The following is a 22509-nucleotide window of genomic DNA, read 5'->3' as shown; positions in this document are numbered from 1 at the left end:
GGCAGGCTGGCAACGGTTTGATTAAAAAGCATTCAAGGCTGCGGTTACAGGACAGAGGTTGGCGACCACATTGAGAATTTCCTTGACCTGCTCCTTGTCCAGTCCAAAGGTGTCCGACAGAACGCCGGAGATTTTGTCTTCGGTCCAGTCCAGGGCTTTCTTGGCCATTTTCGCCCACTCTTTCGGGTCGGTGAACAGCTCCTTGAGAAAATCGACAATGGCGTCAAACAGCATCTTGGGCAGATGGGCCAGGTCACCGGTGTCCACATCTATTTTCAGTTTGGGCAGATTGAAGCTGTTACCCGCCAGTTCAAAACCGGCGGTGATCCAGGCGCCCAGATCGGAGCCTTTGATAAAGATATCCACAGCGCCGGTGGCACCGGTTTCAATCTTGAAGGTGCCCAGGGGACCCAGATCCACATCACCAATCCCCACTTTGACATCCCCTTCCACATTGGCATTGGTGAGACTATCAAAGGTGCCTTCCAGTTCACCCTGAACAATCCCTCCCGGCAGCAGGTCGCCTTTAAGGTCAAACTGGGCTCCGCTGGAAGAGATATTGATAAACACTGAGCGACTCATGCCCAGTATTTCCACTTCGCCGTTGATGTAAAAGTGCGGTTTGCGGAACTCTTCTACCTTCTCGGTGGGTTGGCTGAAGGTAGCGATGGAGACCACTGGGCCTCCGCTGCCTTCCGCCGCCTTGATGCAGAACAGGTTTTCATTACCCAGCACGATTTTGGACATCTGGGCATCCACGGCAATCCCCTTGTTGGGGCTGATGTCGATGGTAGCCTGGGCGTAGAGGCCGAAGAAATTAATCCGGCCATTGACGTAGAAGCCGGGAGTAAAGCGGAGCTCACCAATCGACGTCGCCTGTGGTGCACAGTAGAACTGGGCATTGACCTCCACCTTGAACTGGTTGTCACTTTTGGAAAGCTGATAGTGACGCATTTCATTGGCCATGTCGGTGACAAACCAGGTGTCTTCATTCTTGCCTTCGCCAATCAGCAGGAGCTGGGCAGAGGAAGAAACTGTGACTCCGGCTGCGGCAAAGGCCGTGGAAACACCGCCAGCGTCCCGCTGTTCCAGGCTGGTCAGTACACTACCGGCAATATCAAAGCTCTGGGTGCCTTCAATACTGACCTCATTCAATACCTTGTCGATCTCGGAAGGCAGAATGTTGCCGGTCAGGGTGTCCAGAACATCCCCCAGGTGCAGGTCACTGACGGCACCGGCGACCATACTCTGGGCGGGATTGGCGGAGTCAAAGAAGACGGCAATGGACGACATAAAGTTATCCACAAGGATGGTGCCCGCCAGCCCCAGGGAGGGAATGCCTTCGTAGCTGATCCCCATTTCCAGAGCCAGGTCACCCAGTTTGAACACTTCGAAATCAATAGGCTTGCTGCCCTGCATGGTGCCAGCGGCAAAGGCACCGTTGGGGGTGAAGTCCAGGGTGATGGTGAAGGTCTGCTGGCTGCCCTGGATGTCTGCCTGAAGTGTACCCGAGAGGAACAGCTCCGGAACGGAATCCCGCATTCGGGCCCCAAACCGGCAGCTCATGGGCATCTTCATCAGTTCACCGGAATAGCTCACATAAAGGCTGGCATCTTTGGCCGGGTTTACGCCCACCTGAAGTGTGATCCCCAGGCTGGGGTTGAGTCCGAGCAGGTCCTTGAGCAGCTTCTGTTGTTTATTTCCGGTATCGATCTGCCATTGGCCGTATACATTCAGCCCTGCGATCACTCCGTTGCTCTGGGAAGGGAGGGAGACGCCCTTGCTGTTCAGGGCGGGCTGGTTGAACTGCTCCATGCCTGGAAAGGCAAAGCTGGTGGCATCAAAGCTGGCCACCACCAGCACCAGTTCCTGCAGCTGGAACAGGGATTCAAAGGGAGCCAGCAGGGACAGACCATTGATGGCGGACAGACTGCCTTCACCCAGATTGAGCCCGAAGGCAAAGCCCCAGCTGCCACCGGTGACCGATGATTTCAGGGCCTGGAAGGAAACAGTGCCAAAATCATCGATGTCAGTGCTCATCAGGAACATATTGTTGGCCTGGGAGTGCTGCACCATGGCGTAGGAGTTATCGAATTCCAGGTGAAAACCGCTGGGTATGGCGGGCAGGGAGAGGCTCAGGGAGTCCAGCAAACTGTCAAAGCTGATTTTGGGGATGTAGGTATAGGCCATCAGTTCGCCGGAAAGCGAATAGTGAGCACTTAATGAACCAATGCCGTCTATTGCCAGGGTGCCGCCAAAACTGCCACCGACAGGGCCTCCTTTGGGGTAGGCTAGAGAAAGTGTGACATCGCTGATCTGGAGGTTTTTTGGCCCCAGGTCGATGGTCCAGCTGTTGGGCTGGGAGGCCATAAACAGGGCAAAACTGTAGGATTTCATGGGGGCGATTCCCACCCTCAGGGAATCGATCACCAGGTCCGAAGGCGGGTCAACCGGCAGGTTATAGTTCTTCAGCATGGAGCTCAGGGGAATCGTGGCATTTTCCAGGCTGGCGTAAAAAGTGAACTGGTCCCGGCTGCTGGCAATGACATTCACTTCCTGGCCTTCCACTTCAGTGGTGGCCATCAGGGTGGCGTCGAAAGAACGGGTCGTGCTGTCGAAGGGATTAAAGGCTTCGAAGCGGCACGCCAGCCCGGTGAGGGCAAAGTGATCCTGCCAGATTTCCCAGTCCACCTCAGACAGTCCCACGGTAAACATGGAGTAATTGATGGAAGGAGGGAAAGTGCCAAGGGACAGCCCAAGACCCAATGACTGAAGTTCAATTTTCGAGAGTCCGGAAATCAGTTTCTGGAGGTCGTCGGGAAGAATTGATCCGCTGTCGTCCGATCCGGAAATGTGCAGCATTTCTGCCAGGTTGGCGATACTGAGCCCCTGGCCTAATCCCATCAGGTAGAGTTCACGGCTACCCGGCTGGAATTCGGCAATCAGTTCGATACTGATGTCTTTGGCGCTGGAGATGTTCAGGCCGCCAGTGAAGCAGGTCAGGGGCGTCTGGGTACTGTTGTCAGCCAGCCACTGATTGTCCATGGGGCTGTATGTGCGCAGCTGGAAGCTGTCAAAGGTGTTGCTGCCCAGTTCGACACTGGCCAGCTCGACGTTGAGGTGAATTCCCGGCACGTTGTCCCGGTCTTCCCAGGGAAATTTGAAGGGTTCACGGGGCGGCACATTCTGGCCAATGCGGGGCAGAATGATCGGGCCACTGACCACCAGGTTGTTGCTCTGGTTGAAAGTGCTCTCCAGAATGCCCAGAACGCCCTGGGGCTTCAAGTTGGATACAAAGTTGATGCCGGTCTGCAAAGGCGCTTTCAGCACAGAATCGGTGCCACTCTGGGAAGAGACGACAAAGGCCGCATTAAACAGATAAAAGTCATTCAATAATTGCACAGAAGAGGAGTTGACCGGTTTGCTCCAGTCGGTGACGGTGGGAAGGTCACTGAAACTGTTGGAGAATTTCCAGTCACTGGGGCCGGGTGCGTCGTCCAGCAGCTGATAACGCAGCAGCATCTGAGCATTACCACTGTCGTCCAGAGTGAAGGTGCCGGTCACGGGTAGTGATGCACCGGTGGTGGCAATGCTGGTTTTCAGAAATTCGGACGTTCCACTCACCTCTATTGTTTCTGGAGAGGAGGATTTATTCACGGTAACGCTGGCACCGCGAATGACAATGTCCGACTGGTTGTTGTTGTAAATATTCAGGTAGCAGGCACTGATCAGGTTATCAATATTACTGGTCAGGGTTCCTTTGGACAGGGTGATATTGCCCTGGCCATCCGCCGTCAGAGCGGCCGTCAGTTCAGCAAAATTCATTATTATTCCCTCGTCCTAAGGCAGGGCGGTTACCGGATAGGTGACAATGGCCTGGTCCATATTGTTGGGGTTGTACTGGGCGTCAATGGGGACTTTCAGCTTGCCGGTTAAAGGGGTCGAGCCAACCGGAAGGACATTGCTGAAAGCCGCTATGGCGCAATCCGGGAACGTATTACTGCTGCCGCCAGCAGGGGGAATAGGGTTGGGGTTGCCGACGGTCATATCGTCATAAGTGGTGTTGCCCGCCGGGGTGGAGTAGCCGGTGACTTGCTTCATTTCCACATGGCTGGGCATAAAAGGGTGACCATCGTTTCTTAAAATATACCCATTGTCTCTTGCTGCCAGGGATTCCGCATTGATGGTCATCCCGCCTGCGGTCAGCAGGTGAAGGGAAATGTTCGCTGGCGGGGCGGGCGGTGGTGGTGGTATGTTCATGGACTCATGAGCAACATGTTTGAGCATGCGAAGATTGTCCTGCACCACATAGGGGGGAACGTTGGGTCTATCGTCAAAAGCGACCGGGCTGGCATGGTCCAGGCAGATGTCCACCCCCAGATTGACGCCGTCCACGGAAAACATACGTTGCTTTCTCTGGTTCCAGGCCTGGTAGTGGTTGGTGTAGTTATTGGCTACGACCCTTGGAGCCCCTATCCCTCCGGTAATCGGCACACCATCAATACCTGACGGTTGCTGTTTTTCGATGGCAAACAGCTGGCTGTTGGTGGTGCCTCCCCGAATGGCGATGGCGGTATTGTAGAAATAATGAAAGGGGGCTACTGCAGGCTGGGGCAGGATTTTAATGTTGGAAATGATGGTGCCCGCGACAATCAACCAGTGGTCAAATTTGGCGTTTTTAAACATCAGGCCGAGGGCCGCCAGGATCTTTCCCCTTTCTGTCTGCTCGTAGCTGAGTGAGTTGGGGCTCTGCTCCGGGCGGAAGTAAAACTCCGGCGCCATAAAAACTTTTAACGTTGTATTCTGGTCGCCCACCAGGTTGTCATAGGCTTTTTCCACCACGGCGGCGAAACGTCGTAAGCGTTTCTTGGCATCATCCGACAGTCCCAGGTTATTGGGCACTGGAATATCGGTGACCGCATCGCATAACTCCCCGGCAGCCAGGGAGGAGCGGTAGGTCTGGGTGACGTTGTTGTAGCCAAAGGTAGGCGTTTTATAGGCAATGTATTGGAAGTGCGTATAAGGCATGTATTTTTCTCGTTTTTTTCAAAAGAGCCTTTTTCTTTTGCTTGGGCATTTGTTTGAAGTGCCAGAATGGATAGCGGGAGTTACCCCACAAAGTTTTTCAATGCCTGTTTTGCTGCAGTGGTTCCTGCGGTACTCACCGCATCGAGAACCGACTGATCGTTTACTTGATCATTCAGTTTGCTGACCAGGCTCGAAAGGGTTTCCGGTTTTTTCAGCAGTTCCTCAATCTGGGGTTTGAATGCTGACTTCAGGTGGCTCAAATCCACTTTAATATTGGAAGAGGTGGCGGTCGTCGTCAGCGCCAGATGAGTGAAGGTGATCTGGACGGTATCCGGTTGGGTCGGGTCGCCTGTAGCGGTAAAAGTACCGGTCAGCTGACCGGTATCCACGGTTAGGGTAATGGGCACCAGGGGAGAGTCACTACCATTGGCAATCACCAGTAGCTGACCCGTGGCGGTTAACTCCGTGGGAACGTTTTCCGGTGGCGCTTCGGTATTGGGCCGGTCGGCCACAAAGGTCACCTGATCTCCGTTAACCTGAATATTCGGTTTGCCCTTCTCTTTTTCGATCTGGATATTGGTCAGGCCAGCAATGGAGAGGTCCTGCAGTTTGACGTCAATGGGCTGGTTGTAAAAGTCAAAGCTGCCAGCGTCCACACTGTTTGCCTTGAAAGGTTCAAGACTGGGATCACTGGATTTGGCCAGCATTTTGCTCAGGTAAAAATCACTGGCGGGGGTGGTCAGATAGATAATTAGAATCTGGTCGAGTTGGTTCATGGTTTCAGTCCCTTTTCTTGGTTCTTTTGAATTTTAAGTGGTGAATCAGTTGTCCAACGCTTTGGTGCCGTAGTCGACAACGGATTTAGTGACCTGTTCACTGATGCTGTCGAGATTGTTGCTGAGCTGTTTGTTCACCTGGTCGATCAGCTGCTGCTTGACCGAGTCTTTGCTGACCAGGGTTTTACCAAAGTTGTTCATCATGGAATCCGAGGTAATGTTCAGGTCGATATTCAGGTCCGGCAGGGAGGCATTCAGGGCAAGGCTTTGCAGGGTAATCACCAGGTCATCCAGCATCTTCCCTGAGGCAGTGGTGACGATGTCCAGATGGCTGGTGGTTACCTGAATGTTCAAGGTTCCGGTCACCGGGCTGATACCGGGCGGGGTAAAGGAAAAGCCTGCTGTGATGGTCAGTGGTGCAGGAGGAATCTCCTTGCCATCAACGCTTCGCTTCTGGGTTGTGTTCAGGGCTCCCTGGGTGGTGAGCAGGGTCAGCAGAGGCTCTTTGAGCGTCATTTGATCAGCCGTGGCCAGGTTATTGGACAGTCCCACAATCTTTACGTTGCTGAGGGTATTGGGTTCCCAGGTTAATCCACTGATGTCCTGTTTCCCCACATTGACACTGTCGATGGTTAATGGCTCCAGGGCGGGTCCGCTGATGGAGAGCAGCTGTTTGGGCAGGTAAAGGTTGCTGTCGGTGTCGTTCAATGCAGCTCTTATCCGGTCATAAAGGTATAAGTCCGCCGGGTTGGCGACATGCTGGCCACTGTCTTCCGGTAACTCACCAGGGCTGCCCACCAGGCTGTCCAGCAGGTTGCCAAGCTGGTTGCTCATGGTTTCACTGAGTGAATTGAGATTGCCAGGCTGGTTTAATGTTTCGGTGACACTCTTCAGCATGGAGTCGGAAGCAGAAGAGGAGTTAAAGGCGTTATTGGAGATATTCAGCCAGATGGCCTCATAGCCTGGTTCCGCAGAATCAATCTTCAATATTTTTGTGGCAAAAACCGGCTTTTCCCCCTCCTCAGCGGCCACCAGCTGCAACTGGGTGATGGTTACCCCAAGTTTGCGGCTGCTGCCTGTGCCAGTCACATTGATATCCACATCCGCCAGCAGTTTGGCGTTGGTGATGGTAGAGGCAAAGGTACCGGTACCGGTGATGGTCTGTACCTGTTTCTGCCCTGATTCCGGTCCAGTGACTTCTATTTTCTGATCCAGCTGATAGCTGCCCTGCAGCCCCAGGGTTCCAAGGTCATCGTATTGATTGAATTTCAGGTCGATGGTGGTTTTGTAGCCTTCCGGACTGGTGTTGCTGACGGGGTCCGGGTAAAGAAACAGGTTATCCAGACCGATGATCTCCCCATCGGTAACCGCAAGGCTGGCGTAGGGGTCATCCATATACGGACTCACCTGCTGACCCGGTTCAACCAGGGAGCGGGCGGCACCAATTATGGCCAGGGTGATGGTCTGACCAGCCTGGCCTTCTATTTTACCCAGTGACCAGTTCTGCCCTCTCAGAGGCAGCAGTTTACCTCCTGCACTTTTATCAGGGTTATCAATGCCCTGGAGGACACCGGGTAACCAGAACCGTTGATTACTACGGTCATTGGCCCGTTTCTGGATGGTGTTGTACAGAAATGGAAAGAAAGCCATGGTTGTTTTCCTGTTCCTGGAAATTAGTAGGATCGATCCACGGTGGACAGGGCAATGTCCGCCAGAGCCTGCCGGTATTCGTTGTCCTCAAAAGGGTTGAGAAACTCCAGGGCATCCAGAGCTTCATGGCGGGCGTCGGCATAGGCGCGGCTGAAACCGTCGCTGTATTTGACCGCCTCGACCCCGGCAGCAAGCTGATGGGCATCCGGGGTCACGGTGCCCCGGATAATCTGGCTGACCAGATGGTCTGGCCCAAGCTCTTCCATGGCGTAGATAATGGGCAGGGAAAAACGCTTCTGGGCCAGGTCGGTGCCCTGGATCTTGCCCGCTGTGTCGCTGGGGAGCAGGTTGTCGAACAGGTCGTCCATAATCTGAAAAGCCCTGCCCATACGACGCCCGTAGTATCCAGCCCGCCTGGAGTCACTGCTGCGGCCCTTGGCCAGGGCGACTCCGGTTTCACAGGCGAGGCCAAAAAGAATGGCGGTTTTACGCTCAATCACCTGATAATAATGGGCCTTAAGTCGGGCGGGTTCCCATTTGGGGTCGGTTTCCAGTTCATCCAGCTCACCGCAGCAGATACGAAAAGCGGTATCCAGCACCAGTTTCACCAGCCCCATCTCGGAATCGGTATCAATGGCGTCGGTGAAACTGCGAATGCCCTGCAGGAACTGCAGGTTACCCACCAGAATGGCGGCATTGGTGCCGCGGGTGGCATTGACCGATTTCAGGCCCCGGCGCATCAGGGCCCCATCAATAATATCGTCATGAATCAGGGTGGCTACATGGAGCATTTCCAGGGAGACGGCCGCCATGATGACCTTTTCAGGCAGCTCTCCCCGGCCATGGATCATTCTTGCCGAGAGCATCAGCATCATCGGGCGGAGTTTTTTGCCGCGGCGGTATAACTGGTATTCAGTTTCAGTCAGATACTGTTTCTGAGGCTCCAGGGCCTGTTCCAGAGTCTGTTGAAAACGTTCAATGTCGTTTTTCAGCAGTTCGTTCTGGATGCGTTCGAACACCGAACTGATGTGGTTGTCTGCCAGTTTAAGCCCGGGGCTGAAAGAGCCCCCCCGGCTACCCAGCACATCAATTTCGTAGGCTGTCTGGTAGGGAGTCTGTTCTGAAATCATAAGCACTGCTTCGCTGATTATTGTTATTTCATTGACCCTGAAAAACCGTTTGTTGCCCCGTTTTTCGTGGGTAAAGGGCCGCAAAATCTTTTTCTTTCGCTATGGGGATTTGAGCCGGTTCGTCCGACATTTGATGAATGCCGACTTTCTTGTGGAAAGTCGGCCATGGCTTTTTCAACCCCTCTCTTTGTTGAGAACATCAAGAGTGGCCAGTTCCAGGCTTTTGCAGATCTGCTGGTGCAGCAGGCTGCGGACAAAGTGGATCTGTGAGAGTCGCTCCCGGGCGATGTCGGCGGCTTCTCCTTCCCAGCTGGCGTCATCCAGTTCAAAATCAAACACGGGCAGCTCCACCTGCTCCACAATGACTTCCTCACTATCAAGGCCAAGCAGAACGGAAACTTCGATACCGGGAATTTCAGTAAAGCAGCGTCCCTGCCAGAGGGGAACGGGTTGCCGTTCGTCGTATTCGCAGAATTCGGCGTAACAGCGATCCATTACCGTACGGATGTGTGTTCTTTCCTGTTCTGAAAGAACAGGCCACCCCTTCTCATGGGCTTCCGCCACGGCAGCAGCACCACCAGACCCTTTGGTCTGGGACTGCATGTTATCCAGTTGATCCAGGGTCATAGTGGGTGTATCCCCGGAGTGGTCGTCCACGGTTGTGTAGACTTCACTGGCGGTCATGGATGTGGTCTTGTCCTGGGTGTTACCGGTCTGGGCGACACTTTCCTTGAACTGGGACGCGGCCAGCGCTGCCTGGGAATACTTGTTGTCCGGAAGGCTGGCATCGGCAGGGAGACTGTCCGCTTTTTTGGCGGCGGCCATGCAGGCGGTGGCCAGAGTTACCTGCTGCACCAGTGCGTTGTTGTTGTATCCCATCTGGTAAAAGCCTTCCCCGAACATTTTGTCTTCCGGTGTCGGGTTGATGGTGGTGTCCTGTTTGATGGCATCGGACGTATGGCTGGCCATATCGGCGGTCACGTTGCCCTGTTGCCAGGTGGTTCGGACAGCGCTGCTGCTCTGGAACATCTCGGTGTAGACTTCTTCGTGGCTGTCATAGACCCCCATCAACTGCTGACCATTGGGGGTATCCATCAACCGGGTGCGCTGATCGCGGGCCTGGTCCAGGTACTCATCTTTCTGCTGCTCATTGAAAATGCCTGTACCCTCATCGGCGCCTGCGGGACGTGGCTTGTTGAAAATGGAGTCGTAAGGCATCAGGGTGCCGCCGACGTCCAGGTCTACGACGGGGGTTTCCATGGCATCAATGGCGTACTGACCTGAAATTTTGAGTTTTTCGATACCGATCCGGATTTTCCGGTAGCCTTCATGATCGGTCTCAACGTCGTCGACGTCGATAGAGCCTTCGCTGGCGCAAGCAAAATCAAAAAAACGGAAGGTCAGGTTGGCGTGTTCCAGGGCGTGCTGCCTGGGCATAGTCACGTTCAGCGCCAGTGGAAAAGGCGGGGTGTCCTTAATTCCACGGGTGGCCAGTTCTTCTCCAAGGCGAGCAGGTATGTTGACGGTTTTCATGATGATTCCTGATCAGTTGCTGTTTTATTCTTTTGTGGTTTTCCTGAGTGGCTATAAACCCGTCACGCTGATATCGCCGGAAACCATCATCATTCCGCTGTCGTTTTCAAGCTTGAGGTTGCCTGGTGACAGGGTCAGATTAATGCCGGACTGGTCAATATGAATATCCGGCACATCGAAGATATCCACAGAAATACCTTTCACTTCACTGACCACCTTGTCGGAGATCTGTGAGGAAAACAGGTTGGCCAGGCTGCCGATGGCCGTCATGATGTCATTGATGGGATTGCCACTGGCCTTGGGGGTCAGGGTAATATCCAGTTTTGGCACATCATCAATAGTGACTTTGACCTTTGAGCCGTCCATGGACAGGCTGGTATCGATCACCAGTGGGTTTGGCTTGTAGCTGACGCCATAACTGACTTCAACGGTTTTCAATGGTTCGCCCATGATGTTCTCCTTAACTCAAATCTACTTGGTTCAAATCCGCTTATTTCAGATCAAAGTCGCCGCCGATTTTCAGCTGGCCATTGAAGTTGGAAAGAGACAGCTTCTTTGGTTTCAGGGTGCCGCTGACTCCTTCGATATTGAATGGCAGGTTGGGCACCTTGGTGATATTGAAAGATTTGCCATTGATGATCTGCCCTGCGAAGGGGCCCAGCGACAGGGTGATGGCATTGGCCAGAGGCGTGGTCATGGCCGATGTGGCCGCCTCCAGAATATTGCCACTGAAATGTGGAGTGGCAGCCACTGCCAGGGCCGGGACACCACTGAGTGTGACCTTGAGGGTTGTGTTGGAAACCCCCAGTTTCAGATCAACATTCACTGGGTTGGGGGAGTAATGTAAGTCGTAACTGACGCCTATATCGGACATGTTTGAGCTCCTGCTGACTGTTCAATAACCGGTCTGGTAATTACCACTTGCTGGGGTTCCAGGTGTCCGGGTTGGTAATGACATTGATGACCTTACCAATGGGGGTATCAATGCCTGCTGAGGCGGACATGCTCAGGGAGGCTTTGGCGTTCAGTTTTTCCGGATTGGAGGTGGTTTTTACTGAAATACGGTTGATCTTGCCCCAGGCGTGGTAACTGGCGGAAAAGCCGGCGGCGCCCTCACTGCCGGATTTATTGAATTTCTGTCCCTGAATATTGCGTCGTACTTCGTAGTCAACTGCGGACTGAATCAGTTCCTGGCTGAGGAGGGCGAAAAAGGAATCTCCAGGAATTTTGATGTTGTCCAGGCTGGGAGTGCCATCCTTGACCAGGTTGAAGGCGGTGAGCAGGTAACCTTCCTTGATCTCAACCACGGGAGGGGTGAGTGAGATACTGCCAAAGTTAATTTGCGGAATGCTGATACCGGACAGTGACCGGTTAAGCATCTTGAGCAAAGCGGGGATCAGCACCTTGGAGATGACAAAGCGGTCCATGTCGGTGGCTTTGGCAAGGTTGACGATCACTGCCAGGGCGTTGACTGAGAGGTTATTGCCATGGGTTCCCGCGGTACAGATGGCTTTGACCGGGATGGTGGTGTCCAGGTGTTCAGAGTCGGTTTTCAGCTTCAGGGAGAGCTGGTTGAGCTCTACCACAAAGGCATCGGACTGGGGAGCAACCGCTTTGCCATCTTCTTTGATGGCTTCACTCCACTCATCGGAAGTGGGTGGGCGCAGGGCCAGTTCCGGGGCACTGCCCAGTGACCAGCGCAGGGAGTAACCGACACCGCTGTAACTGCCGGACTCTCCGCCACTGAACAGAGAGGATTTGAGCGAGTCTGAGTTGTAAGCCTGTTGTGTGATCAGATTGAGGCGATCCTGATTCAGTCCCACCAGTAAGTCGTAATGGCTCATAAGGCTGTGTTCCTTCTGGCAAATGCGGGGATTAAAAAGCGTTCAGTGCAGCTCCAACGGGGCATGCCAAGGCAGGGCCAATTCCCCCTGCAGAACCGGTGACGCTGATATCGGCTTTCACGGACACCGTCACTTTGGTGGGATCAGAGGTGTTGGCCTGGGTGGAAATACTTTTCAGACTGGCGTTGTAACTGCCTTTGGCCCAGGCCATGTCATCACCGGTTTTATCGGAACCGGACATGGGTTTATTGACGTAGCTGGCGGTTCCAGCACTGGCGATGGCGTTGATCGTGTCCGGGCTGATCAGTGCGTAATAGTCTTTGTCTGCTACTGTAAACCCATCAAACGACAAAGGTGTTGTGCTGGTGGTCATGGTGGCAGCCATAACCAGCTGGTTGCTGATGATCGACAGCTCCGGAGCATTAAAACTGACACCCTGGTAGCCTGGAATTTCCGGAAGCGTAATGGTGCCGAGCATGGTTCCGGCCATTTCCAGGGCGGCGGGTACCAGAATGCTGGTGACAAACCATTCATCAAACTCACTGAAGCTGGAAGTGTCCATCCATACCGCCACTGGATCCAGGCTCAATACACCGCTGCTCATCGTTGCGGTCAGGTAGACATCGAGTTTTCCTTCGGCATTGACCGGTGTTCCGTTATCAATGGCTTCGCTGCCGCTGATATCGGAAAAGTGAATCTGGAACAGATTTTCTGAAGGCATTGTGGTTGAGCTGCCCTGTTTAATGGCACTGTCCCACTCCGACTGAGAAGGAGGCGACAGTGTCACGGTGGGGGCGGCTTTGACATCGTAAGTCAGGCTTACAGTACCCTTGCCAGAAATGTCTTTGCTGTAGGTCCCCTGAAAGTATTTGGCTCTGGCGGTATCGTTATTAAATAGAGCAGACAGTGCCGTATTGACACTTGTCTCCCCAATACCAATGGCAATATCAAAATGACTCATTACTTAACTCTCTTTTCCGGCTGGTTGTTACGAAAATGGAAGTAGTCCGCTTTGGTAAACGACGCCCTTTTTTTATACTTTTCTAAAAAATGACTGTTTTTGTTCTTGAGGATTGAATGATTTTTCTGTAGAAGAGGATCCGTCTTTTAATTCGATGTTCTTTTTTGGTGCAGTCCAGAATGTATCGGTCCAGATGCCCCCGGATGGAGCATATTGTTTAGGAAAATCCTGGTAAGGAATAATGGATGATCCGTGGAGCGAGTCTTCAATATAGAGTGTTGAGTTCATGGGATTAATTCCCTTTATGACCAGGTAATGGGCACCTCCTGTCAGCCATTCGATTCGGGCACAGGGCAGACAGCCGGCGCTGATTTCCAGCATCAGGCGTTCATAGCTGGGTCGCCCAAGGCTCCAGTGGCTGTAACAATTGACAATTGAAAGGCTTTTATCAAGAGTTACCTGCTGATTGCTCAAGTGGTTGTTGTCTGGTATTTCCGGGAGCTGTGCCGGTGGCAGATTTAATACCCTGGATACAACCTGTTCCTGGTTCAGCTGGCTGGTCTTGTAGAATTTGCCAATTGAACTGGCAATGGCAGCCCAGCACCAGTTACTGAGTTTTTGCTGGTCAATGGTAAAGTCCAGCACCACCGACTGGCTAAGGTTGCCCTTTTGCAGGAGACCATCCTGAGCAAGCCTGCGGGCCGTTTCGTGTTCTATTTTTATTCGCATAGCTGCCTACTTTCTATCTTGTTATTTTTTCTCCCACTGCTGTGGTCAGATTTTTCACGACAGAAAATTCAACATACAATCCGCTTGTGCAAAAATATCCTAAGGCATAGATTTAAAAACTAACAGGGTTTTATGGATTAATTTACATTAATGTTGTTGCATTTTTATGATGAGGGGGTGTCTTTTTTTTATGCGTTTTTACGATAGCTGTCATTAATTTTTTACTTGGCTCTGAAAGGGTGAGTTAAGAAGTTTAAAATATTAGTAAAAAACAATGAGTTTCATGGGAAATAGCTAATGTTTGAATGGATTTCTAATGCCGATGTCAAAAAAAAACAACAGTGGATTTATATTGCCGATGTTGTTCTTTTTCTCCTCATTCTTTATGGATTACTAGCCACAGTGTTAAAACTTTCACATTCGGGGAATGAAAAAGGTCTCAGCAAACCTGGCGGCTCAGTGTCGGATGCGACCGTTATGAAAGAACCGGTTGCAGCGGTTCAGAATGGGGAGGCATCTTTGCCTGCTTCTGTATCTGCCTCTGTACCTGGGTTGCTGCTGGGCATAGACGTTTCCCATTATCAGGGGGATGTGAAATGGAAGCAGGTGGCAACGGGTTTTCACTTTGGTTTTGTCAAGGCGACCGAAGGTGATGAGTATGTGGATCCCCGCATGTCCACCAATCTGGAGCGAATAGCGGCTACCACCATGAACTATGGGGTCTACCATTTCTTTCTGCCTGATGTTGATGCCCTGGATCAGGCTCGCCATTTCGTAGAAAGTACCCGTGAATATGATTTTTCCCTGCCTCCAGTGCTGGACGTTGAAGTGGCACCTCAGGGCAGTGTCCGGAGCTTTATTCAATCCATACGTCAATGGATTGATTTTGTCAGAAAAAGCACCGGGTGCAGCCCGATTCTGTATACCAGCAAATCGTTCTGGAACCGCTATCTGAAGAAGGATTTTCAGAACGCCCCCATATGGATCAGCGACTATACCAGTGATGCCCATAAAGTATCGGGCATTCCCTGGGAGTTCTGGCAGTTTACTGAGGAAGGAAGAGCTTTGGGAGTATCCGGCCCGGTTGACCAGAGCCGTTACCAGGGAAGCCTGGATTCCCTGAAATCACTGGGAGAGTGCATGATATGAATACGCTGGATTCTTCGACAAGAAGTGGCTCCCATAACAGCACGCAGGGCCATCACTTTCTACCTCATATCACCCTGAACCGCTCTTCTCACTGGTTTAAATATTCTCTTCTCCTGGGGATACTGGTGGCCACATTCTGTACGCTCTGGCTGGCCAGCGACGGTCGTCTGGCGTCTCTGGATGAACGCCTGCTTGGGGATATTTATGCGGCGAATGACCGGTTCATTGACAGTGCCGCTGATCGGGCTGAATCCATGACTCTGACCCTGGCAGAACTGCACGCTGGTTTGCTGGTGCTTCAGAGCAGCGAATTTGGTATCAGTTTTTTCGTAGATGCCAACATCCAGCTGGGTAATATCATCGCGCAGTTAACCGATATGGTGGCCTATGGAAGAAATTTTGCCCTGTTTAATCTGGTCGCCCTGCATGTGATTGATAATCTGTTATTACTGATCCAATGGCTGACTCCCTGGCTGGTTGTGGCCGCTGAGCTGGGACTGCTGGCGGTCATTGTGTCGGACACCTGGCTTTCCTCCCGGAACCGCTGGCATATGTCCCTGATCCGTTTTGGGGAGGGCCTGCTGGTGGCCGTGCTGCTGCTGGCCATTATTTTTCCCCTGTCGGTCAGTCTGGTCAGTCACTCCAGTAAGGCGGTGACGGAGTCCCTGTTCAACGAGAGTTATCAGGCTATTGTGGATACCCACAAGCACCTGCTCACGGGGGAGGATGGAACCTCCATCAAGGAAGATGCCAGCAGTACTCTTAAGCAGTTCAGTACGGTCCGGGTAAAGCTGTCGGAAAAGTCGAGCTACATTGCCACCAACCTGACCCGGTACATTGCTTCGACACTGCTGGAAGTGTTTCTTCTGCCACTGTTGTTTTCAGCTTTTATGCTCTGGTTTGTCCGGGCGCTGATCCGCCGTCACCGGCACTGGAGTCATTAGGAAAGCTCATTCACCTTTCAAAAGCGGCTCCAGTGTTGGCCAGATATTGGCCAGCAGCCTGGGCTGAGCCGCTTCATTAGGATGAATCCCATCCGCCTGGTTCAGGTCACTGTTACCGGCAATCCCTTCAAGGAAGAAGGGCTGTACCGGAATATTCCACTTTCTTCCCAGCTCGTGAAAAGTTTCTGTAAAACGTCTCGTATAGACCGGTCCGTAGTTGGGGGGAATCCTCATTTCAAAGAGAATAGTCTTTATACGGCGCTCGTCAGCCAGGCGGAGCATCTGGTCCAGGTTATTCCTGAGTGCGGTCAGCGAGGTACCACGCAGGCCGTCATTGGCCCCTAACTCCAGAAGCACCAGGTCCGGATTATGACGCTCCAGGGCTTTGGCAAAACGGCTCAGACCTCCTGCTGTGGTTTCACCACTGATGCTGACATTGATGATCCGCCATTTATATTGCTGCTGACGTATTTTATCCTGCAGCAGACGGGGCCAGCCTTTACTGACATCGGTCAGGCCATAGGCTGCACCCAGACTGTCTCCAAAGATCAGCAGCTTTTTATCGGCAGCCTGGGCACTGGTCAGAAAAGAGAGCGTCAATAATGAGAAGAATGCCAGGGAAATAAAACGGCGTTTCAAGGTAAAGGGTATTTTTATAAAGGGCATGGTTTTATTTATGAGTAACGCCACATCGAACTCCTATTGCTCCGGAAAGAGCCACTCCGGGACGATCTCTTCTGAACAAACGTCTTCAGCAGGTGTGTCTGCCTGCAGTGACGATAACAGCGCCCGGGATCGGTGTACTACTGGTCAACATTCCGTTGCCGTGGCTGCCAGAAAACTTGAGAAGACCGTTGGCACCGGCGACAACCGGCTTACCATCTTGTCCGGGCTGGACCTGGAGATCAAGTCCGGTGAGTCCCTGGCCATTGTGGGAACCTCCGGTTCCGGCAAGTCCACGTTGCTTGGGCTGCTGGCCGGGCTGGATCTGCCCACTTCGGGTCAGGTCACCCTGGCGGGCCAGTCTCTGGTGGGGCTGGATGAAGATGAGCGGGCCAGGATCCGGGGTGAACATACCGGGTTTGTGTTTCAGTCTTTCCAGTTGCTGGGTAACCTCTCAGCCCAGGAAAATGTCATGCTCCCTCTGGAGCTGGCAGGTGTGGATAACCCGGATGACCGGGCCGAAGTCCTGCTGAAGCGGGTAGGGCTTCAACAACGCCTGCAGCACTATCCACGGCAGTTATCCGGGGGAGAGCAGCAGCGGGTTGCCATTGCCAGGGCATTTGCCGGTGAGCCCCGTATTCTGTTTGCCGATGAGCCCACCGGTAACCTGGATGAACAGACCGGTGAAAGGATTATTGAGCTGCTGTTTGAGGTCAATCGTGAACAGGGCACCACTCTGGTATTGGTCACCCATGATATGAGTCTTGCCCGTCGCTGCCAGAGGGTTCTGAAACTCCAGGGTGGCGTGCTGGAGGAGGTATCATGAAGCAGAATATGCTCCTTTCCTGGCGTTTTCTGTTAAGGGACTGGCGCTCCGGTGAACTCTGGTTGCTGGTGGCCGCACTTCTGGTAGCCGTGTCCATCAGTACGGCCATTGCCCTGTTCAGTGAACGGCTGCAACTGGCACTTGGGCGACAGGTGGCGGAAGTCCTGGGCGCCGATATGATGATACGAAGCCCCCGTCCACTACAGGAGACCGTTCTGGAGCAGGCCCGCAGTCAGGGACTGGAGTTATCCACAGTGCTGGAATTTCCGTCGGTGGTCATGGCCGGTGAAGCAATGCAAATGGTGTCAGCCAAAGCTGTGGAAAACAATTATCCACTGCGTGGGCATATACGAACGGCGGACCGGCCTTTTGCCCAGGATCAGCCGGTGAAGGATACACCTGCTCCCGGTGAGGCATGGCTTGAACCCAGATTGTTTCCACTGTTGGGAGTGGCTATTGGTGACAAGGTGATGCTGGGGGAAACCTGGCTGCAGATTACCCGGGCAATCACCATGGAAACGGATCGGGGAGGGGACTTTTACAGTTTCTCACCCCGGTTGATGTTCAATCTGGCGGATCTGGAAAAAACCGGCATTATCCAGCCGGGAAGCCGTGTCAGCTGGAAAACATTGCTGGCGGGGGAGTTATCCGACCTGGCCGCTTTTCAGCAATGGGCAGAGGGTGAGCTGGATGACAGTGAACGCCTGGTCAGAGCCGACGACAGTCGTCGGGATCTGCGTAACTCGGTGGTCAGGCTGAAGCAGTTTCTTGGGTTGGCCAGTATGGCAGCCATGTTGCTGGCGGGGGTTGCAGTGGCCATGGCCAGTCAGCGGTTTGCCCAGCGCCGGTTTGATGCCTGCGCGGTGATGCGGTGTCTGGGGGCAAGTCAGAAGCAGGTTCTGCAGGTATTAATGGCCGAATTGGTGTTTGTGGCCCTGCTGGTGGCATTGCCGGGCGTCAGTCTTGGGTGGCTGTTGCAGCAGGGAGTTGTTCAACTGTTGCAGGGGGTTCTACCCGCCTGGTTGCCTGATCCCGGAATGACACCCGTATTGGTGGGAGGCGCTACCGGGGTGATTACCCTGGCAGGGTTTGGGTTTGCCCCTCTGTTGAGGCTTCAGGGCGTTTCACCTTTACGGGTATTAAGGCAAGACCTGGTGCCATCTCCAGTCTCTTCTCTGACGGTATACGGTTTGTCGGTCGCGGCGGTGGTGTTTTTGCTCTGGTACCACACCGGGGAGTTGTTGATGGCCGGCATCCTGGCACTCACTTCTGGCGCCTTACTGATATTAATTACCCTGGGACTTCAGGCTCTGTTGGCCCGTCTGGAAACCGGGCTCAGTGGTGGCGGGAAGGTACGGGTTCCCTTTTACTGGCGGCCTGGATTAAGGCGAATGGCCCAGGGACAGGGGAAAACCGCAGCCCAGCTTCTGGCATTTTCCCTCACCTTTATGGCCATGGCGACGGTTTTGTTGTTGAGAACCGATCTACTGCATCGCTGGCAGAATCAGCTACCTGAGCAGACACCCAACTATTTCGCCATGAACCTGCAACCGGGTGAAGTGGATGACTACCGCCGTTTTCTCAAGGCCAGTCAGATAGACGCCAGCCAGCTCTACCCCATTGTTCGTGGGCGGCTGACCCATATTAATGGTGTGGTGGTCAGAGAAGCGGTGTCCAAGGAAGCAGGCAGCCATAATGCGCTCAATCGTGAATTGAACATGACCTGGTCCCCCGAACTGCCCGAAATGAATGCCCTGGAAGTCGGCCAGTGGTGGCAGCCTGGCAGCCAAGAAGGGTTGTCTGTGGAGTCGGAACTGGCCGCTAAACTGGGTATTGAAATGGGGGACAGGTTGACATTCAGGGTGTCCGGTCAAGAGTTTACTCAGACAGTGGACAGTATTCGTACGGTTCAGTGGGAATCGTTCCGCCCTAATTTTTATATGATTTTTCCCAAAAAAGCGCTAGAGGACCTGCCTGCCACCTGGCTGAACAGTTTTTATCTGGCACCGGGCGACCGACTGGTGCTCAATCGTCTGATCACGGAATTTCCCACTCTGACGCTGCTGGATCTGGATGCGGTGATTGGCCAGGTACAGATCATGCTGGCTCAGTCGACCATTGCCGTTGAAGCGATGTTCGTGGCTTTGCTACTGGCCGGTTTGCTGGTAATGGTTTCGGTCATTGAATCCACTATTGATGAGCGGCTGCAGGAAGGTGCTTTGATTCGCTCTCTGGGGGGCTCGCGAAAGCAGCTTCTGGCAATGCAGGTGGGGGAGTTTATCGCCTTTGGAGCCCTTTCCGGGCTGCTGGCAGTGATGGGAACCGAGTTGTGCAGTTACTTTCTCAACACCCGGGTATTTCAGCTTGACTGGCAGCCCGCCCTGTTTTTGTGGATAGCTCTGCCTTTGCTGGGGGCCCTGGTATTGGGGGCTTGTGGATGGCTGGCACTGCGACGGGTGACAGGGCAGTCACCATCAAATATTTTGAAGAGAGTGTGAATAAAAACAAGGCTGGTTAAAAAATAAACACTCCTTTTTCTGCCCAGTAATTACAGGGGCTGTGGACGTTTATCCACAGCTCATTCAAGGGGTTGGTCAGGGAATCTGTGGAAATGTTGTCTGTTGGCTCAGGTTGGCATTGTTGTTAGAAAGTGCAGTAATCTGGAGAAAACACTACCTCATGGAAGGAGGTTGTTATGGCACTCGACTTTGTTGTGAATGAACAGGTCAATGAAGAGTCCGGCATGGAAGCGAAAGAATCGGTTTCAGTGGCCAGGGAGACGGATAGGACCCTATCCTGCCGGGATGAATCCTATCTCTGTCTTTTATGCATCAGGGACAGTACCGAGCGCATTGCCAATCTTTACTTCAGTTATATCCAGCTCAGGCACAGGCTTTCTGCACAAGTACCACCGCTGTTGTTGGCCATGATGATGCTGTTACAGGAAAAGCGAAATGGGCTTGAAGATAAGCTGCGGGAGCACTATCCGGATTATATGGCGGCGGGGAAATGGCATGACCGGGATGAGCAGAGCCGCTCCCTGGCCTGTCTCAGCGAGGATAGCCGGGAGGATCTTCAGAAAATCTGCGTGACCGAAATGAGGATGCTGCTGCTGGTCTCAGAAATGATGGGCCGGTAGGGGCAAAAACCATCGCTGTGAAGCTTTCCTGATGAGTGTGGAAAGCTTTGTCGCTTTACTCCTTTATTGAGTATGTCTGTGGATAACCTGTTGGTTAGGTGTATAACCCCTGTGATTTTTCTGAATAGCCAGCCTTTTTATCTGGATAAATAACGGATGGCTCATCAATTTTTCGATGGCTGGCGTTCATAGCGAACAGGGTCATTGAACTTTTTTTGGCTAGTATGCTCTAACCACCATACTTTAATGGGATTAAAGCAATTACGACCTCACCTCAAAAGCAGGTCCGTGGGTTATTCTCAGATAATGTGATGCCCGATCTACGGAAGCCACAGAGGCTGCAGATCATCAGCCATTGGGGAGAAAACACTTTAGATACTAAATATGAATAAGGTGTTTAGCACGATGATTGATATTCTCTGAGAAGTGATGAAATAGAGAAATTGTTTTTAGTATTTTACCTTTCGAAGCCTAAATTTATGATAAAGAACTAAGGGATTAGATAATGAAATGGTTTTTTTTTATATCAATGACTTTAATAGCGAACTCATCATATTCACTGGATGGCAGTGAAAGTGTTGGCATAGTTGAGGTACAAGAAACTGAAAAAGAAAACCTTACTGAAGTGGCAGGTTTTTTACCTTTTAAAATTTCCAAGGAAGAGGGATATGTAAGCGCAGGGATAGATGTTGGTGAGATGGATTGGTTACAATTTAAAGGTGTTTCTGACGATGAAGCAAGAAAGTACATAGAAGCAGGGATAAAAAATGTTTTTGATATTCCATATTTGGCTGATCAAGGGGTTGCACCAGATGTTGTAAAAAAATATACAAATGTTGGTATAGAGGCAGGCTGGGAAATAGTTGATTTGATAAAGTTTGGTTTCACAACTTTATTTAATGTCGAAGCTTTGTCTTCTGGTTTGAATAAATCATATTTACATCGTCTTTCAAAAACAGTTGCTTGTGAACCTTATGCCGATGTTCTTAAAATTCGTGAATTAAAAGTATGTGACTTGTATGGTGAACTTCAGATCAGATTTGTTGATTTTCACGAGATTGATGATTTTGTAGTCGATCAAAATATTAGTCTTCCACTGAGTCTTTATGAGCTGATACTGGATAGGTATTATTATTTATGGATGAGTCATGATGACATTGATGCATTTTTTGAGGAGCTGGATATTATTTTTGCTGATAATGACTTGTCCCAGGTTAGTGTCTCTGACCTTATTCTTATTTCTTCAAATATAGTTGCAGACAGGTTGGACTATTTTAGAGTAGATGATGGGTTGCCTACCATTCATCAATCTCCAATTATGGGAGGTTCCAGTTTGTTTCGGTACTGGCAAGAAAAAGTAGGGGATTGTGATAAATACAGTGCATTAAATATAATTGTTTTTCAGTACCTTAAAATGAAATATCCTGAAAAGCTGAAAAATGTCTATATGAGTGGAGCGATTTTTCCATGGGTTGGCGGCCATGCTTGGAATACGATTATTGTTTTAGGAAAGGATAGAGACGGTTATGATCAATTGGTTGTAAGCTATATTGATCCAACTTTTTATGATCGTGCAAAATATGGAATTGAGTTGTTATATCGTACTGCATACCAGCTTGGGTTGATGAATAAATTTAGTGATAAGTTGCTTGGGGGTAAATGGCATCAGGAATTTGATAAAAAGAATAACGTGTTGATCCCTAAAGGAGAGAAGAGGCTTCTTGATGCTATGGACTCATATCACTTTGATAAGGGACATTTTATGGAAAAGTTTCGGGAGAGGTTCTGTCATAGTGAAGGTTGATCTGCTGTTATAGTTTTTCAGTCAGGTAAGATTAATGAACAGCTCCAACCATACTTGATAATTGGTTGATTTTATATCTTTGTATAGAGAGGGTGTATCAGGAGGCTTATCTATAATAATGCGGGATGGCGCTGTTCAAATTAAATGTTGCTAACATGGTCTATACTCCCTGAGCATGAGAATTGTCGTGTAAAGTGGAGTTCCAGCCATGAAACCTCAGCAATTCCAAGACATCCTGAAGTCCATACCCATGATGTCCCCAGAGCAGATCGGTGTCCTCCATAAAACTCTGCCGCCCTCACCCATTGCCGGTGATGCACAAGGTATTTCCGG

18 protein-coding genes are annotated in these 22509 nt (G+C 51.6%); 6 read left to right on the top strand and 12 right to left on the bottom strand.

Features of this window, described 5'->3' with window-relative positions; all coding sequences use genetic code 11:
• Positions 1 to 21 precede the first annotated feature (21 nt).
• The 11 genes from ACNRUY_RS18015 to ACNRUY_RS17965 all read right to left on the bottom strand — a co-directional run bounded on the left by ACNRUY_RS18015 (position 22) and on the right by ACNRUY_RS17965 (position 13651).
• The gene (locus ACNRUY_RS18015) at positions 22 to 3825 is read right to left on the bottom strand and encodes a hypothetical protein (protein ID WP_488113038.1); all 3804 of its coding nucleotides are present in this window, start codon (positions 3823 to 3825) and stop codon (positions 22 to 24) included.
• 15 nt (positions 3826 to 3840) lie between these two features.
• On the bottom strand, positions 3841 to 5028 hold the full coding sequence (locus tag ACNRUY_RS18010) for a hypothetical protein (RefSeq protein WP_488113037.1): 1188 nt from the start codon (positions 5026 to 5028) through the stop codon (positions 3841 to 3843).
• Between the two features lie 80 nt (positions 5029 to 5108).
• Complete coding sequence (locus ACNRUY_RS18005) at positions 5109 to 5804, bottom strand: hypothetical protein (protein WP_488113036.1); 696 nt, start codon at positions 5802 to 5804, stop codon at positions 5109 to 5111.
• Positions 5805 to 5849: 45 nt separating this feature from the next.
• Positions 5850 to 7454, bottom strand: a complete 1605-nt coding sequence (locus tag ACNRUY_RS18000; protein ID WP_488113035.1) for a JHBP domain-containing protein — start codon at positions 7452 to 7454, stop codon at positions 5850 to 5852.
• 23 nt (positions 7455 to 7477) lie between these two features.
• Positions 7478 to 8584, bottom strand: a complete 1107-nt coding sequence (locus tag ACNRUY_RS17995; protein ID WP_488113034.1) for a polyprenyl synthetase family protein — start codon at positions 8582 to 8584, stop codon at positions 7478 to 7480.
• 174 nt (positions 8585 to 8758) lie between these two features.
• Positions 8759 to 10117 (bottom strand): hypothetical protein, encoded by a 1359-nt coding sequence (locus ACNRUY_RS17990; RefSeq protein WP_488113033.1) that lies wholly within the window; start codon positions 10115 to 10117, stop codon positions 8759 to 8761.
• Positions 10118 to 10168: 51 nt separating this feature from the next.
• On the bottom strand, positions 10169 to 10567 hold the full coding sequence (locus ACNRUY_RS17985) for a hypothetical protein (RefSeq protein ID WP_488113032.1): 399 nt from the start codon (positions 10565 to 10567) through the stop codon (positions 10169 to 10171).
• 40 nt (positions 10568 to 10607) lie between these two features.
• Positions 10608 to 10991 carry a hypothetical protein gene (locus tag ACNRUY_RS17980; protein WP_488113031.1) on the bottom strand — a complete coding sequence of 128 codons (384 nt, stop codon included), beginning with the start codon at positions 10989 to 10991 and terminating at the stop codon, positions 10608 to 10610.
• 40 nt (positions 10992 to 11031) lie between these two features.
• Positions 11032 to 11961 (bottom strand): hypothetical protein, encoded by a 930-nt coding sequence (locus tag ACNRUY_RS17975; RefSeq protein ID WP_488113030.1) that lies wholly within the window; start codon positions 11959 to 11961, stop codon positions 11032 to 11034.
• A 31-nt stretch (positions 11962 to 11992) separates the two neighbouring features.
• Complete coding sequence (locus ACNRUY_RS17970) at positions 11993 to 12922, bottom strand: hypothetical protein (RefSeq protein WP_488113029.1); 930 nt, start codon at positions 12920 to 12922, stop codon at positions 11993 to 11995.
• A gap of 72 nt (positions 12923 to 12994) precedes the next feature.
• Entirely contained in the window at positions 12995 to 13651 is a 657-nt protein-coding gene (locus ACNRUY_RS17965; protein WP_488113028.1) for a papain-like cysteine protease family protein, read from the bottom strand.
• 459 nt (positions 13652 to 14110) lie between these two features.
• Here ACNRUY_RS17965 and ACNRUY_RS17960 point away from each other — a divergent pair, with 459 nt between their 5' ends.
• Positions 14111 to 14800, top strand: a complete 690-nt coding sequence (locus ACNRUY_RS17960) for a glycoside hydrolase family 25 protein (RefSeq protein ID WP_488113027.1) — start codon at positions 14111 to 14113, stop codon at positions 14798 to 14800.
• On the top strand, positions 14797 to 15744 hold the full coding sequence (locus ACNRUY_RS17955) for a hypothetical protein (protein WP_488113026.1): 948 nt from the start codon (positions 14797 to 14799) through the stop codon (positions 15742 to 15744). Before ACNRUY_RS17960 ends, ACNRUY_RS17955 begins: the two co-directional genes overlap by 4 nt.
• A gap of 6 nt (positions 15745 to 15750) precedes the next feature.
• On the opposite strand, the gene ACNRUY_RS17950 is transcribed toward ACNRUY_RS17955, so the two are convergent.
• The gene (locus ACNRUY_RS17950; RefSeq protein WP_488113025.1) at positions 15751 to 16434 is read right to left on the bottom strand and encodes an arylesterase; all 684 of its coding nucleotides are present in this window, start codon (positions 16432 to 16434) and stop codon (positions 15751 to 15753) included.
• Between ACNRUY_RS17950 and ACNRUY_RS17945 the strand changes: the two genes are divergently transcribed.
• The 4 genes from ACNRUY_RS17945 to ACNRUY_RS17930 all read left to right on the top strand — a co-directional run bounded on the left by ACNRUY_RS17945 (position 16421) and on the right by ACNRUY_RS17930 (position 22176).
• Complete coding sequence (locus ACNRUY_RS17945) at positions 16421 to 17233, top strand: ABC transporter ATP-binding protein (protein WP_488113024.1); 813 nt, start codon at positions 16421 to 16423, stop codon at positions 17231 to 17233. The two genes, ACNRUY_RS17950 and ACNRUY_RS17945, sit on opposite strands and share 14 nt — an antisense overlap.
• The gene (locus ACNRUY_RS17940) at positions 17230 to 19731 is read left to right on the top strand and encodes an ABC transporter permease (RefSeq protein WP_488113023.1); all 2502 of its coding nucleotides are present in this window, start codon (positions 17230 to 17232) and stop codon (positions 19729 to 19731) included. Before ACNRUY_RS17945 ends, ACNRUY_RS17940 begins: the two co-directional genes overlap by 4 nt.
• Positions 19732 to 19928: 197 nt before the next feature.
• Positions 19929 to 20372 (top strand): hypothetical protein, encoded by a 444-nt coding sequence (locus ACNRUY_RS17935; protein ID WP_488113022.1) that lies wholly within the window; start codon positions 19929 to 19931, stop codon positions 20370 to 20372.
• Positions 20373 to 20877: 505 nt separating this feature from the next.
• Positions 20878 to 22176, top strand: a complete 1299-nt coding sequence (locus ACNRUY_RS17930; protein WP_488113021.1) for a hypothetical protein — start codon at positions 20878 to 20880, stop codon at positions 22174 to 22176.
• Positions 22177 to 22509 lie beyond the last annotated feature (333 nt).

The organism is Endozoicomonas sp. Z74 (genome assembly GCF_057680865.1).
The sequence above is the reverse complement of the archived record's forward strand: the minus strand, read 5'-3'. Positions and strand labels throughout refer to the sequence as shown.

What these genes read in the sequence shown, in the direction of transcription:
- ACNRUY_RS17980 (WP_488113031.1), bottom strand. Translation starts at nt 10,991, where the DNA reads ATGTCCGATATAGGCGTCAGTTACGACTTACATTACTCCCCCAACCCA.
- ACNRUY_RS17930 (WP_488113021.1), top strand. Translation starts at nt 20,878, where the DNA reads ATGAAATGGTTTTTTTTTATATCAATGACTTTAATAGCGAACTCATCA.
- ACNRUY_RS17935 (WP_488113022.1), top strand. Translation starts at nt 19,929, where the DNA reads ATGGCACTCGACTTTGTTGTGAATGAACAGGTCAATGAAGAGTCCGGC.
- ACNRUY_RS17965 (WP_488113028.1), bottom strand. Translation starts at nt 13,651, where the DNA reads ATGCGAATAAAAATAGAACACGAAACGGCCCGCAGGCTTGCTCAGGAT.
- ACNRUY_RS17990 (WP_488113033.1), bottom strand. Translation starts at nt 10,117, where the DNA reads ATGAAAACCGTCAACATACCTGCTCGCCTTGGAGAAGAACTGGCCACC.
- ACNRUY_RS18010 (WP_488113037.1), bottom strand. Translation starts at nt 5,028, where the DNA reads ATGCCTTATACGCACTTCCAATACATTGCCTATAAAACGCCTACCTTT.
- ACNRUY_RS17940 (WP_488113023.1), top strand. Translation starts at nt 17,230, where the DNA reads ATGAAGCAGAATATGCTCCTTTCCTGGCGTTTTCTGTTAAGGGACTGG.
- ACNRUY_RS17995 (WP_488113034.1), bottom strand. Translation starts at nt 8,584, where the DNA reads ATGATTTCAGAACAGACTCCCTACCAGACAGCCTACGAAATTGATGTG.
- ACNRUY_RS17985 (WP_488113032.1), bottom strand. Translation starts at nt 10,567, where the DNA reads ATGGGCGAACCATTGAAAACCGTTGAAGTCAGTTATGGCGTCAGCTAC.
- ACNRUY_RS18015 (WP_488113038.1), bottom strand. Translation starts at nt 3,825, where the DNA reads ATGAATTTTGCTGAACTGACGGCCGCTCTGACGGCGGATGGCCAGGGC.
- ACNRUY_RS18000 (WP_488113035.1), bottom strand. Translation starts at nt 7,454, where the DNA reads ATGGCTTTCTTTCCATTTCTGTACAACACCATCCAGAAACGGGCCAAT.
- ACNRUY_RS17945 (WP_488113024.1), top strand. Translation starts at nt 16,421, where the DNA reads ATGAGTAACGCCACATCGAACTCCTATTGCTCCGGAAAGAGCCACTCC.
- ACNRUY_RS17975 (WP_488113030.1), bottom strand. Translation starts at nt 11,961, where the DNA reads ATGAGCCATTACGACTTACTGGTGGGACTGAATCAGGATCGCCTCAAT.
- ACNRUY_RS17955 (WP_488113026.1), top strand. Translation starts at nt 14,797, where the DNA reads ATGAATACGCTGGATTCTTCGACAAGAAGTGGCTCCCATAACAGCACG.
- ACNRUY_RS17970 (WP_488113029.1), bottom strand. Translation starts at nt 12,922, where the DNA reads ATGAGTCATTTTGATATTGCCATTGGTATTGGGGAGACAAGTGTCAAT.
- ACNRUY_RS18005 (WP_488113036.1), bottom strand. Translation starts at nt 5,804, where the DNA reads ATGAACCAACTCGACCAGATTCTAATTATCTATCTGACCACCCCCGCC.